We start from the raw sequence: 12226 nt of genomic DNA, 5'->3' as shown, positions 1-12226 counted from the left end.
GTGGTTTCTAAGAAGCGGGAGTCGCCAGTTGGCCGCTCCCGCTTTTACCTTGTCGAGCAACCTCCGGCCGGGCCGGACCAGCCCTCGATGTACGTGCGGGCTCATCCTGACGGACCTCGCTCAGACGCGGCGCAGGACCGAGACCACCTTGCCGAGGATCACCGCGCGGTCGCCGTCGAGGGGCTCGTAGGCCGGGTTGCGCGGTTCCAGCAGGACGTGGCCGGCGCGGCGGCGGTACACCTTCACGGTGGCCTCCTCGTCGATCATCGCGGCCACGATGTCGCCGTTGTACGCCTCGGACTGCTGGCGGACCACCACGATGTCGCCGTCGCAGATCGCCGCATCGATCATCGAGTCGCCCCGCACGCGCAGGCTGAACAGGGTGCCGCCGCGGCCGACCAGCTCGCGGGGCACGATCAGGCGCTCGTCCTCCATGTGCTCGGCGAGGATCGGGACACCCGCGGCGATGGTGCCGACCAGCGGGACCTCCACGCCGTCCGGCTGGGCCACGGCGGGTGCCAGGTACGGGCGTACGTCGATGGGCCGGGAAACCGACGCACCTCGCTGGAGAAAGCCCAGGTCTTCGAGGGTGCGCAGGTGCCGGCTGACGGACGAGCCGGACAGCCCGGCCGCGGCGCCGAGCTCACGCGTCGACGGACCGTGCCCGTACCGCTGCGCCCAGTCGCGGATGACCTCGAGGATCCGCCGCTGCCGGGGCGTGAGGCCGGAGGTTTCGAGATCGTCGAGCATCCAAACGATCTTGCCGGACGGCGGGCACCGGGGCGGGGAGGCGCGCCGGAGTGACCCGCGTCTCGTAATCCCGTGCACATTGACTTGAAGCCAGGTTCAGGTTCTACCGTTCTAGTTCAACCGTTGCAAGGCATTGAGGACAAACTCAACTATGCAGGACGCCCCGCGGGTCGCCGTCATCGGCGCCGGCCCGGCCGGCATCTACGCCGCCGACATACTCATCAAGGCCCTTCCGGAGGTCACGGTCGACATCTTCGACCGGCTGCCCACCCCGTACGGTTTGATCAGGTACGGCGTGGCCCCCGACCATCCGCGCATCAAAGAGATCATCACCGCCCTGCACCACGTGCTGGACGAGCCGCGCATCAGGTTCATCGGCAACGTCGACTTCGGCGTGGACGTCAAGGCCGAGGAGCTGCGTCCGTTCTACGACGCGACGGTCATCGCCACCGGCGCCGACCGGGACCGCGACCTGGACATTCCGGGCATCGAGCTGCCGGGCAGCTTCGGCGCCGCCGACTTCGTCTCCTGGTACGACGGTCACCCGGACGTGCCCCGCGAGTGGCCGTTGACCGCGACAAGCGCCGCCGTGCTCGGCGCCGGGAACGTGGCGATCGACGTCGCCCGGATCCTCGCCAAGACCGCGGACGAACTGCTCGAGACGGAGATCCCGGACAACGTGCACCGCGGGCTCGCCGCCAGCCCGGTCACCGACGTGCACCTGTTCTCGCGGCGCGGCCCGGCGCAGGTCAAGTTCACCCCGATGGAACTGCGCGAGATGGACGACTCGCCGAACGTCGAGGTCGTCGTGCACCCCGAGGGCATCGAGTTCGACGAGGGCAGCATGGCCACGATCCGCGGCAAGCGCAGCATCAAGATGTGCGTGGACATCCTGCAGAACTGGGCGGCCCGTGAGCCGCGCGGCAAGCAGCACCGCATCCACATGCACTTCCTCGAGGCGCCGGTGGCGATCCTCGGCGTGGACGGCGTGACCGGGCTGCGCACCGAGCGCCAGGAGCTGACCGGCGACGGTTCGGTCCGCGGCACCGGCGAGTTCACCGACTGGGACGTGCAGTCGGTGTACCGGGCCATCGGCTACCGCAGCCGGCCCATCGCCGACCTGCCGTTCGACGAGCGCAGCGCGACCATCCCGCACGCGCAGGGCCGCATCCTGGACCTTGACGGCGACCGGGTGCCGGGCATGTACGCCACCGGGTGGATCAAGCGCGGGCCGGTCGGCCTGATCGGGCACACCAAGAAGGACGCCAACGAGACGATCGCCAGCCTGCTCGCCGACCTGCCGTCGCTGCCCGCCGCGGAACGCGAGGACGTGCTCGGCTACCTGCACAACCGGGGTATCAAGTTCACCACGTGGGCGGGCTGGCAGCTGCTCGACGCGCACGAGATCGCGCTGGGGCAGCCGCACGGCCGCGCCCGCATCAAGGTGGTCCCGCGCGACCACATGATCGGGTTCAGTCACCGGTAACCTTCCGGCATGAAGAAGGCGACCCGCCGGCTCGCGCTCTGGCGGGCCGACCTCGACGGCGGTGTGTGCGCCGCCCCCGAGGAGTGTGTCGAGGTGCTGCGCGATCGCGGGCCCATCTCGCTCGTCCTGGAACACCAGGCGTACGGGATGACGCCCGCGACGCGCACCTTCGAGACGGCCCTGCGCCAGGACATCGAGTGGCAGTTCGGCGACATCGTCTGGCCGGACGAGGTACGCCCCGGCGTGTTCGCCACCGTGTCCTGGCAGGCCGGCCGCCCCGACGAGGTGGTCGTGCGGACCACCGCGATGGAGGAGCCAATCCGCGTGGACGGCGTCGACTACTTCCACGAGTACGACCCGCGGGTGGTCACCAGGGAGTTCGAGGCGGGCACGTCGAACCGGGGGCAGGTGCTGTACGCCGTACGCAAGCATGGTCGTGTCTTTGATGACGGAAGCGCGGTGCTCGCCGAGGCCGGGTTAGCCGCGCGCACCGGCCTCGGACGCGGCAGTCGCGGGACGTTTCTGCTGCGTAACGCCCTCGACCAGCTGATCCGCGAGGGGTATCTGACCCGGGTGACCGGCAGCCTCGACGCGTCCGGCTACCCGGCGTATCCGGCGGTCGGGGGCCAGAAGACCGCCGACATGTTGTTCTACGCGCCGATGGTGGAGCCCGCGCCGTACCCGGGTGAGGAGGAGGCGGGTCGCGAGTATTGGGTGAGCGGTTTCGTGCGCAAGCTGCCGCGCGGGGCGCAGCCGTCGGAGCGGCAGGTGGCGCTGCACGAACAGGTGACCGAGACGGAGCTCGAGCCCGGCTACACGTTCGTCAAGAAGCATCGCCGTAACACCTGACAGACGCTTGGTGCGACGCGGACCGGGATACCTCTCGCCTAACATCTAGCCTGGGTCGGTCAAGCATTCCAGTCCTGCGGAGGACATCGGTGTCTGACAATACATCCGAGTCGATCAGACGGCTGTCGCTTCATCGATAATCTTCGGAGCGTCGATGGGCGGCGGCCGTTTACCGCTCGCTATGACGGTCGTGACCGCTGGCTGCGCCTCGTGACCGTGACGGCAGACCTACGCAGGTCCGAGGGGTTCCGCACCGGAAGCCATGGGCGCGCCGTCCTCGCTCACCGGTAGGGCGCGGGCCCACAGCTCCTGGAAGTGCTGGACGCGGTGACGCACGGTCTCCTCGTTCAGGAGCAAGCGGGTGGTCAGCCGCCAGGGAGAACCTGGTAGCTCGCTCCTCATGACCGGGGTCGTTTCGTAGCAGATCTGTTCGTCGAAGATGACGTAGTCCGACAGCCCGCCGTCCTGGGCCGCGTCACTCGCCACCAGGACACGGACCTCAATCCCTGCGTTTCTCTGCATCCCGAGAATCGGGATCAGTTCGGGATCGGCAGCCGCCGTGGTGGATTCGACAATGAAGATTCGACGGGCTACGACATCCCGGCGAGTAGCGGTGCGTTGCAGGTCGAGATAGCGAGCGCCGAGGTCGCTGAGCCAGAATCCAGCCTCGAAGCCCACGTTGGTCTTGATCACCGCCCAGCTTGTGGCGTACAGCGACGCGCTGGTTCCGCGCGCAAGGGCGAGCAGAAACTCACGGTCCTCGCCGTCGTAGTACAACTGATGACCGTCGGCCAAGGACTGGATGGTCGTCGCCAGCCGTTGTGTCTCGCTGCTCGCCAGTGCCCGAACCAGGGGACCCGCTTCCGAGGTCAGATGCGAGGAGCGACGGATCAGCTGTTTGAGCAGGTCGGGGTGAATCGCCGACCGATCGATCTCGGCTATCAACTCGGTCGCCTCGTCGACGCTTTGGAAACCGCGACGGATCATCTCGCGCAAGTCCTGTATCGCCTCGCGGTGCAGCCGGTCGGACTCGTCGAAACGGTGTTCGACGTCCGCCAGGTACTGCGCCAGAAGCGTGACGCCGCCGATGATGAAGGTGATGATCAGCTGCTCGGCGACCGTCACGTTGAGCACGTTGTCCAGCAGTTCCGAGCCACTGAAGCCGACGAAGCCGGTGAGAAGCGTCCACCCGATCTTTCGCCGGAGGGTTGTGCCGTGGGTCATCCCGGTTCTCCCTCTGTTACCGGGATGATATCGACGAATCAAAAGGCTTCGATAAAACGGACGCGCGCTCCCGGTCGCAACTGGGCCGCCCGGTCCGCCGACTCCGGGGTGAGCACGGCGATCACCGGATAGCCGCCGGTCACCGGATGGTCGGACTGGAACAGGATCGGGCGGCCGTCCGGCGGGACCTGCACCGAGCCACGCACCACACCCTCGGTCGGCAGTTCCTCGGGGCGGGCCCGGGCCAGAGCCGGACCATCCAGCCGTACGCCCACCGAGTCGCTCGCCGGAAGCACCACGTACTCGGCGCTCAAGAACGTCTCGACCGCCGCCGGGGTGAACCAGTCGTCGCGTGGTCCCAGGTCGACCTCCAGCGGTCCTTCGCGCCGGGTTGCGTCTCCGGCGGTTGGCGCGCCCAAGGGCGTACCAATGGGAAGAATGTCGCCGGCGGCCGGCTGCGGTGGGCCCACCCGGCCGATCCGGTCGGTCGAGCGCGAGCCCAGCACCGGCGGCACGTCGAAACCGCCCCGCACGGCCAGGTAGCTGCGCAGACCAAGCTTCGGCATGGTGACCGCGACGGTCGCGCCGGCCGGCACGGACACCACCTGCTCCACGCCGGTCGGCTCGCCGTCGACCGTGAGCACCGCGTCGGTCCCGGTCAGCACGGCCAGCGCCGGCTCGTCGAAAACCACGCGCAGGCCGCCCAAGGTGCATTCCAGGACCGCGGCCCCCGGCTGGTTGCCCACGAGAGCGTTGGCCCTGCCGTACGCCTCCCGGTCCACCGCCCCCGACCGGGGGACGCCCTGGTGCGCGTGTCCGAGGCGGCCCGCGTCCTTCAGCACGGTCAGCGGTCCGGTCCGCAGAATCCTCATCGCGTCTCCGCCTCGAAGGTCACCGTGGCGCCGGGCAGCAGCAGGGCCGGTTCGGCGCCGTCCAGGTCCCACAGGTGTTCGCCGGTGCGGCCGATGAGCTGCCAGCCGCCGGGGCTGTCGGTGGGGTAGACGCCGGAGAACCGGCCCGCCAAGCCGACCGATCCGGCCGGGACGCGGGTGCGCGGCGACTCGCGGCGGGGCACGTCGAAGACCGGGTCGCCGCCGGTCAGGTAACCGAAGCCGGGGGCGAAGCCGGTGAACGCGACCGTCCACGGCGTGCCGGTGTGCCGGGCCACCACCTCGCCCGGGGTCAGCTGGAGCAGGGCGGCCACGTCGGCGAGGTCGGGGCCGTCGTAGACGACCGGGATCCGCACCGCACGGGCCGGCGCGGCGGCCGCTTCGGAGGTGTCCCGGCTCTCGACCGCGGCGCGCACCGCGTCCGGGCTGGTCACCGCCGGGTCCAGGTGGATCAGCACGGTGCGGGCGGCGGGCACCAGATCGGTGACTCCGGGCAGATCCGCGGCGCTCAGGGAGGCGTACAGGGCAATCGCCTGACTCAGATCGTTCAGCTCGACCAGCACGGCCTCGCGGCCACAGCGCAGAAACCGCGTCACGCGAAGGCCTCCACGCGTACGCCCTGGGCCCGCAACGCGTCGCCGACGGCGCGCGCCATCGCGACCGCGCCCGGCGAGTCGCCGTGCACGCAGATCGACTCGGCCTGCACCATCAGCGTCGTCCCGTCGGTGGCGACCAGGGTGCCCTCGGTGACCAGCCGGGCCATCCGGGCGGCCACCACGACCGGGTCGTGCAGGACCGCACCTTCGTCGCTTCGTGGGACCAGCGTGCCGTCGTTGCGGTAGCCGCGGTCGGCGAACGCCTCGCGCACGGTCCGCAGCCCCTTGTCGGCCGCGAGCCGCAGGAACGCCGAGCCGGGCAGGCCGAGGACGGGCAGCTCCGGGTCGTAGCGGCGGACCGCCTCGACGACCGCGGCGGCCTGCTGCTCGTGATGCACGATCGTGTTGTACAGCGCGCCGTGCGGCTTCACATACCGGACCCGGCTGCCGGACACGCGGGCCAGGCCGTCCAGCGCGCCGATCTGATACAGCACGTCGGCGATCAGGTCGTCGCTCTCGTAGTCGATGAACCGGCGGCCGAAGCCCGGCAGATCCCGATAGCCCACCTGAGCCCCGATACTCACGCCCTGCTGAGCCGCGCGCTCGCACGCGGCCAGCAGCGTACGCGGATCGCCGGCATGGAAGCCGCAGGCGATGTTGGCGCTGCTGACCACGTCGAGCATGGCGGTGTCGTCGCCGAGCCGCCACGACCCGAAGCTCTCACCCAGGTCACTGTTGAGATCCATGCGCTCATTGTCGACCCGTTCGGTCGGCCGCGATGCCCCGCCGCGGCCATTTCCGGCCGTCCCGCGTCGCGGTGCCCCGGCGTACGTCATCGAACGTAGCCGGGGATCAGCGCGCGGACGGACGCGCGGCGCGGTGTCCCGGGTGGAGGGTGGCGGGCATGAAATCCTTCCGACTCGGCCCTCGTACGCGCAAGGGTGTGCTGGTGGTTCACATCGCGTTCGCCGGCGCGTGGATCGGCCTCGACGTGGCCATGGCGGTGGTCGTCTTCACCGCGCTGTTCACCGACGATGCCGGCACCCGCGCGCTGTGCTATCAGGCGCTCCACCTTTTCGTGGTCTGGCCGCTGTTCACCGCGGGCGCCGTCTCCCTCGTCAGCGGCGTGCTGCTGGGGATGGGCAGCAAGTACGGCCTGGTGCGGTACTGGTGGGTCGCGGTGAAGCTGGGCTTGAACATCGTGCTCACCGGGCTGGTGCCGCTCGCCCTGGCGCCGGGCGTGTCGGAGCTGAACGAGACGGGCCGGGATCTCGCGGCCGGGCACGCGCTGACGACCTCGATCGGCAACATGATCTACCCGCCGATCGTCTCCCCGGTGGCGCTGCTCGTCGCCCTGGTGCTGGCGGTGTTCAAGCCGTGGGGCCGCATCCGACGATCGGGCCTGGCATGATTCGCTACCGCATCGAGGTCGAATACGTGTCGGCCGCCGCGTTGGCCGAGCCCGCGGGCCACCTGATCGCCCGGCGGATTCGGACCCCTGCCCGGAAACGTTTCTGGCAACGCAAAATGGTCATGCGGGCGCAGAGCACGCGGCCCGGTTGTGCGGGCCGGATGGGCTGGCCACAGTGAGGCCATGGACTGGACTTCGGCAGGAGCTTTCTTCAAGGACCCGACCTTCGACTACGAGACCCGCATCGCCCTCGGCGCGGTCTCCCAAGGCGTCGGCGACGCGGGGCTGGTGCTCGCCACCATCGGGCGGATCGCGGACGGTGACGCGCAAAGCTGGTTCGACGCCTGGGTCGCGGCCGCCGAGGAGGCCGACCACCTCGCCGCCAGCACGTATTTCGCCAAGGCACTCGTGGTCGCGGACGCGCTGGCGACGGACCCGGCGGACACCTTCCAGCGGCAGGTCGCGGCGTGGGAGGCGTACGCGGGGGAACGGAAGTTTGTCCGGATCGATGTGCCCTACGAGGGTGCCACGCTGCCGGGCTACCTGCTGCGGCCGGATGACACCGGGGCGAGACGGCCGACGCTGGTCATGACGAACGGCAGCGACGGCTCGATGGCCGGCCTCGTCGGCTACGGCGCGGGGGCGGCCCTGGAACGCGGCTGGAATGCCTTCCTGTTCGACGGGCCCGGTCAGCAATCCATGCTTTTTCAGCGCGGTGTGCCGTTCCGCCACGACTGGGAGGCCGTCCTCACCCCGGTCATCGACGCCCTCGTGACCCGGCCGGACGTGGACGCCGACCGGCTGACCGGCTACGGCATCAGCCAGGGCGGCTACTGGCTGCCGCGGGCGCTGGCCTTCGAGCATCGCCTCCAGGCCGCGGTCGTGGACGGCGGCGTGGTCGACGTTTCCCGTACGTGGAACAAGAATCTGCCGCCGCAGATGCTCGACCTGTTGCGGGGCGGGGACAAGGACACGTTCAACGGGATCATGGCGAGCATCGGCGGGGATCCGGCGCAGGCGCGGGAGTTCGCCTTCCGGAGCCGGCCGTACGGGCAGGACAACCCGTTCGACACGTTCCGCGTGGTGCAGCAGTTCCGGCTGGGCGACGAGATTCAGAACATCCGTACGCCCATGCTGGTGCTCGCGCCGGACGACGACCAGTTCTTCGCGGGGCAGTCGCAGGAGCTGTACGACCGGCTGCCCGGCGCGAAGAAGCTTGTTCGTTTCACGGCCGCTACCGGCGCGAACTGGCATTGCCAACCGCTGGCTCGCCGGGAGACGCATCGGCGGATGTTCGAGTTCCTGGCCGGGTGAGCAGGACCACCGCGAAGACCACGAGCCAGACGCTGAAAAGCACGTACCCGAGGAAGTTCGTGAAGTCGACGCCGGGCACGCCCAACGGCGAGACCACCCCGGTGAGGACCAGCACGGCCGCCACCCCGCCGAGGGCGACGAACCAGAGACCGGCCAACGAGCGGCCCAGCGCGGCCAGCACCAGCAGGATCCAGGCGGCGGTCAGCGCGTAACCCAATGTCTCGCCGATCAGCGTGCCGAGGAGGCGGTGCGCGGTCTCGAACGCCGACACGTCACCGGCCGAGGCGTACCCGGGAACCAGAAGCGGCCAGCGCGACAGGCCCACCACCTGGACCACCGCCGCGGCCATGCCGACCGGCACCGCGATCCGCATCGCGCGGTTGCGGGCCAGTTTCCCCACACCGACAGCGATCGGGGCGAACAACGCGGCGGACAGCGCGAGCACGACGAACCAGCCCACCACCGCGCGCTGCGAAGCGGTGAACGCGGCCAGGATCTCGCCGCTGGGCTTCTGCAGGACGTCCGGGTAGTCGAAGACGCTGCCCAGCGCGAAGAAGGCGACATTCGTGAGAACGGCGGCGGTGATCAGCAGCGCCGCGGTCAGCTTGCGGTTCATGCGAAAACCTTTCCGGGGGTACGGGCGGAGGCCGCGATACGGCGGACGAGGTCGTTGTCCGGGTGCTCGGCGAGGTGGTCGCGGGCCAGCACGTCCACCCGGTCGAGGTCGCCGGCCAGGTAGGCGCGGGCGATCGCCACGGTCTGCCGGTCCCGCGGGGTGACCGCGGTGGCCTGCGCCGCGGCGAGCAACCGGAGGGCTGTCTCCACGAGTAGGTCGGTCATGGCACCCAGCGAAGCCGCAATGGCTGACGCGACGCTGACGCGGCGGACTTATGCTGCGTCAGTGCTGACCGTGGCGGTCCTCGGCCCGGTTGACCTGCGCCGCGACGGTGTGCCGGTGGCCGTCCCGGCCGGGAAGACGACCGAGTTGCTGATCCGCCTCGCCCTGGAGGCGGGGCGGCCGGTGCGCGCCGAACGCCTGATCGAGGACCTGTGGGCGGGCGAGGCGGTCGGCGTCGCGCGCAACACGCTTCAGGTGAAGGTGTCGAAGCTGCGCCGCGCGCTGGGCGACCCGGCGCTGCTCGGCGGCGGCCCGGCCGGATACACGCTGCACGTCGGCCCGGAGGCGGTGGACGCGTTGCGGGCGCTGCGGCTGGAGCCGGGCGCTTTCACGCTGTTCGACGGCGACGAGATCCTGCCGGACGCGGGCGACGGCGACTGGGCGGTGCCGTGGCGGGCCCGGCTCGAGCAGGCGCGGCTCACGCTGGCCGAGGCGCACTACGCCGACGCGGGCGGCGCGGACATCGGCGAACTCGACGCGCTCGTCACGGCGTACCCCACGCATGAAGGCCTGTGGCAGCTGCTGGTCGCGGCCTGGTACCGCGACGGCCGGGCGGGGGAGGCGCTCGAGGCGTACCGGAGGGCCCGGTCTTCTCTGATGGCCGAGCTGGGCATCGAGCCCGGGCCGGGACTGCGCGACCTGCACCAGCGGATCCTCGCGCAGGCGCCGCTGCGGGGGAACCTCCCGGCGCTGACCGCCCCGCTGATCGGCCGCGACGCCGACCGCACCGCGCTTTCCGGGCTGCTGGCCACCCATAGGCTGGTGACGCTGGTCGGGCCGGCCGGGGTGGGCAAGACACGGCTCGCCGTGGACACGGCCCGCGGCGAGGGCGGCTGGCTGGTGCGGCTGGAGTCCGCCGGGCCGATCTGGCAGGCGATCGGGGAGGCACTCGACCTGCCGGAGGCGACCGAGGCGATGGTGCTGGACCGGCTGCGCGGCCATCGGACCCTGCTGGTGCTGGACAACTGCGAACATCTGGTGGACCGGCTGATCCCGGTCGTGGAACGCCTTCTGAGCGACGTTGCCGGGCTCACGATGCTGGCCACCAGCCAGGTGCCGCTCGGGCTTCCCGGCGAGACCACGTACGCCGTGGAGCCGTTGCCGCCGGACGACGCCGCCCGGCTGTTCCGCGAACGCGCGTCCCGGCACCGCGCGATCGGCCCGGACGAGGACGTCGCCGCGGTGTGCCGGGCGCTGGACGGGCTGCCGCTGGCCATCGAGCTCGCCGCGGCCCGGGCGAAGGCGTTGCCGGTGCCCGAGATCGCGCGCCGCCTGGACGACCGCTTCGCGCTGCTGACCGACCCGGCCAGCCGCCGCCCGGCCCGGCAGCGCACCCTGAGCGCGGCCATCGGCTGGAGCTACGACCTGCTGTTCCCGGACGACCAGCGCGGGCTGTGGGCGCTGTCCTGTTTCGCCGGCGGCGCCCCGCTGGCGGGCGCCGAGCACGTGCTGGCCGCGCTCGACGTGCCGGCGCCCGCCGCCCTGGACGCGCTGGACCGGCTGGTGGACCGGTCGCTCGCCACCGCCGAGGTGACCGGCGACGCGGTCCGTTACCGGTTGCTGGACAGCGTCCGCGACTACGGACGCGGCCGGGCGCACGCGGCCGGGGCCGGCGACCTCGCTGCCGGCGCCCACGCGGCCTGGTATGCCGCTGCCGCGGCGGGGGCCGATTCCCGGGGTCCCGGGCAGGGCCGTCATCTGGCCTTCGTGCGCGCCGAGCGTGCCGACATCGACGCCGCCGTGGCCTGGGCGGTGGAGCACGATCCGGTGCTGGCCCTGCGGATCGTCAACGGGTTCGGCTGGGCGTGGATTTTCCTGGGCGCCGGCGCGGAAGCGGCCCGCCGCAGCCGTGCGGTGCTCGCCGCGGCCGGCCCGGACGCCGCCGTCGAGGACCGGGTGGACGCGCTGTTGTTCGCCGGCTGGTTCGAGGCGTCCGGCGGCGATCTGGACCGCGCCTTCGTGGACGTGCGCGCGGCCCGCCAGATCGCGCCGCTGCCGCGTACCGGACTGTTTCTCGCCTTCCTGCACACCCAGCAGGGCCGTCCGGCCGAGGCCCTGGACGCCCTGCCCGTGCTGGACGGCTGGGAGGCGGGCGCGGGCAAGCTCATCGAGGCGTGGGCGAGCATCGCGCTGGGCGACGTCGGGCGGGCACGGGCCGCCTGCGACGAGGCCCGGCGGGTCCTGGACGACGCCTGGGCGCTCGCGCACGCCGAGGCCCTGCTGGGCGGCCTGGCTCAGGCCGAGCACCGGTACGCCGAGGCGGTCGCGCACCTGAGCCGGGCCGCCGACGCCGCGGAGCAGCTCGGGTTCGGCGCCGCGTCCGCGTTGCACCTGGCGAATCTGGGCCGGGCGCAGCAGCAGAACGGCTCGGCGGAGGCGGCCTTGGCGACGCTGGACCGGGCCGCGGCCGCCGCCGGGACGGCCGGTGATCTGCGCACCGTGGCGCTGGCCCGGACCCGGCGGGCGCGGGTGCTGCGGGCCGTGGGCCGGATCGGCGAGGCGCGCGCCGAGCTACGGATCGCCCGCGACTGGTACGCCTCGGCCGGTGGCGGCGACGGGGACCTGCTGTCCGCCCAGCTCACGGCCCTGATCGACGGGGACGCGGCGGGGCTGGAACGGGTCCTGGCGGCGGCGCGGGCGGCCGGCGACGGTGAGGTGGAGATGCTGGCGCTGGACGCTCTCGCCCGCATCACCGGCGACCCGCGGCTCCGGGCCGAGGCGGACGCGTTACGCCCGGCCGTGCGGCACCTGGTGACCGACGCCGACCTTCTCTGAATCATCTGGAACGGCCGCACGGCCGGGCGATCG

The 12226-nt window shown here is 71.5% G+C and carries 13 protein-coding genes; 6 read left to right on the top strand and 7 right to left on the bottom strand.

All coding sequences use genetic code 11. The features are described 5' to 3' along the window. Positions 1–120: 120 nt before the first annotated feature. Entirely contained in the window at positions 121–750 is a 630-nt protein-coding gene (lexA, locus tag HH310_RS00165; protein ID WP_169173292.1) for a transcriptional repressor LexA, read from the bottom strand. A gap of 151 nt (positions 751–901) precedes the next feature. Between lexA and HH310_RS00160 the strand changes: the two genes are divergently transcribed. After that, a complete protein-coding gene (locus tag HH310_RS00160) occupies positions 902–2236 on the top strand; it encodes an FAD-dependent oxidoreductase (RefSeq protein WP_211191590.1) in 1335 nt (444 codons plus the stop codon). A gap of 9 nt (positions 2237–2245) precedes the next feature. Next, complete coding sequence (locus HH310_RS00155) at positions 2246–3085, top strand: hypothetical protein (protein WP_169173291.1); 840 nt, start codon at positions 2246–2248, stop codon at positions 3083–3085. 228 nt (positions 3086–3313) lie between these two features. Here the strand turns inward: HH310_RS00155 and HH310_RS00145 are convergent, their stop codons facing one another. From HH310_RS00145 to HH310_RS00130, 4 genes are read right to left on the bottom strand one after another with little or no spacing between them, the layout of a single operon-like run. Further along, the gene (locus HH310_RS00145) at positions 3314–4309 is read right to left on the bottom strand and encodes a DUF6879 family protein (RefSeq protein WP_169173290.1); all 996 of its coding nucleotides are present in this window, start codon (positions 4307–4309) and stop codon (positions 3314–3316) included. A 38-nt stretch (positions 4310–4347) separates the two neighbouring features. After that, positions 4348–5181, bottom strand: a complete 834-nt coding sequence (locus HH310_RS00140; RefSeq protein WP_169173289.1) for a biotin-dependent carboxyltransferase family protein — start codon at positions 5179–5181, stop codon at positions 4348–4350. Continuing rightward, positions 5178–5795 (bottom strand): allophanate hydrolase subunit 1, encoded by a 618-nt coding sequence (locus HH310_RS00135; protein WP_169173288.1) that lies wholly within the window; start codon positions 5793–5795, stop codon positions 5178–5180. Before HH310_RS00135 ends, HH310_RS00140 begins: the two co-directional genes overlap by 4 nt. Further along, on the bottom strand, positions 5792–6541 hold the full coding sequence (locus HH310_RS00130; RefSeq protein WP_169173287.1) for a LamB/YcsF family protein: 750 nt from the start codon (positions 6539–6541) through the stop codon (positions 5792–5794). Before HH310_RS00130 ends, HH310_RS00135 begins: the two co-directional genes overlap by 4 nt. A gap of 158 nt (positions 6542–6699) precedes the next feature. Here HH310_RS00130 and HH310_RS00125 point away from each other — a divergent pair, with 158 nt between their 5' ends. The 3 genes from HH310_RS00125 to HH310_RS00115 are packed head-to-tail and all read left to right on the top strand — an operon-like array spanning position 6700 to position 8520. Then, a complete protein-coding gene (locus tag HH310_RS00125) occupies positions 6700–7206 on the top strand; it encodes a hypothetical protein (protein WP_169173286.1) in 507 nt (168 codons plus the stop codon). Then, positions 7203–7385: a hypothetical protein gene (locus HH310_RS00120; protein ID WP_169173285.1), complete on the top strand. Its 183-nt coding sequence runs from the start codon at positions 7203–7205 to the stop codon at positions 7383–7385. Before HH310_RS00125 ends, HH310_RS00120 begins: the two co-directional genes overlap by 4 nt. A 4-nt stretch (positions 7386–7389) precedes the next feature. Beyond that, positions 7390–8520, top strand: a complete 1131-nt coding sequence (locus HH310_RS00115) for a S9 family peptidase (RefSeq protein WP_169173284.1) — start codon at positions 7390–7392, stop codon at positions 8518–8520. Here HH310_RS00115 and HH310_RS00110 read toward each other — a convergent pair. Then, the gene (locus HH310_RS00110) at positions 8441–9136 is read right to left on the bottom strand and encodes a DUF4386 family protein (RefSeq protein ID WP_169173283.1); all 696 of its coding nucleotides are present in this window, start codon (positions 9134–9136) and stop codon (positions 8441–8443) included. The genes HH310_RS00115 and HH310_RS00110 overlap by 80 nt on opposite strands. Beyond that, positions 9133–9360, bottom strand: coding sequence for a hypothetical protein (locus HH310_RS00105; RefSeq protein WP_169173282.1), 228 nt, complete (start codon positions 9358–9360; stop codon positions 9133–9135). Before HH310_RS00105 ends, HH310_RS00110 begins: the two co-directional genes overlap by 4 nt. 61 nt (positions 9361–9421) lie before the next feature. Between HH310_RS00105 and HH310_RS00100 the strand changes: the two genes are divergently transcribed. Beyond that, positions 9422–12193, top strand: a complete 2772-nt coding sequence (locus HH310_RS00100; RefSeq protein WP_169173281.1) for a BTAD domain-containing putative transcriptional regulator — start codon at positions 9422–9424, stop codon at positions 12191–12193. The last annotated feature ends 33 nt before the right edge of the window (positions 12194–12226 follow it).

It is taken from the genome of Actinoplanes sp. TBRC 11911 (assembly GCF_012933445.1).
GTDB lineage: Bacteria > Actinomycetota > Actinomycetes > Mycobacteriales > Micromonosporaceae > Actinoplanes.
The sequence above is the reverse complement of the archived record's forward strand: the minus strand, read 5'-3'. Positions and strand labels throughout refer to the sequence as shown.

Excerpts from the sequence above, each read along its gene's own strand:
- lexA (WP_169173292.1), bottom strand. The coding sequence starts at position 750 with ATGCTCGACGATCTCGAAACCTCCGGCCTCACGCCCCGGCAGCGGCGG.
- HH310_RS00160 (WP_211191590.1), top strand. The coding sequence starts at position 902 with ATGCAGGACGCCCCGCGGGTCGCCGTCATCGGCGCCGGCCCGGCCGGC.
- HH310_RS00155 (WP_169173291.1), top strand. The coding sequence starts at position 2,246 with ATGAAGAAGGCGACCCGCCGGCTCGCGCTCTGGCGGGCCGACCTCGAC.
- HH310_RS00145 (WP_169173290.1), bottom strand. The coding sequence starts at position 4,309 with ATGACCCACGGCACAACCCTCCGGCGAAAGATCGGGTGGACGCTTCTC.
- HH310_RS00140 (WP_169173289.1), bottom strand. The coding sequence starts at position 5,181 with ATGAGGATTCTGCGGACCGGACCGCTGACCGTGCTGAAGGACGCGGGC.
- HH310_RS00130 (WP_169173287.1), bottom strand. The coding sequence starts at position 6,541 with ATGGATCTCAACAGTGACCTGGGTGAGAGCTTCGGGTCGTGGCGGCTC.
- HH310_RS00125 (WP_169173286.1), top strand. The coding sequence starts at position 6,700 with ATGAAATCCTTCCGACTCGGCCCTCGTACGCGCAAGGGTGTGCTGGTG.
- HH310_RS00120 (WP_169173285.1), top strand. The coding sequence starts at position 7,203 with ATGATTCGCTACCGCATCGAGGTCGAATACGTGTCGGCCGCCGCGTTG.
- HH310_RS00115 (WP_169173284.1), top strand. The coding sequence starts at position 7,390 with ATGGACTGGACTTCGGCAGGAGCTTTCTTCAAGGACCCGACCTTCGAC.
- HH310_RS00110 (WP_169173283.1), bottom strand. The coding sequence starts at position 9,136 with ATGAACCGCAAGCTGACCGCGGCGCTGCTGATCACCGCCGCCGTTCTC.
- HH310_RS00105 (WP_169173282.1), bottom strand. The coding sequence starts at position 9,360 with ATGACCGACCTACTCGTGGAGACAGCCCTCCGGTTGCTCGCCGCGGCG.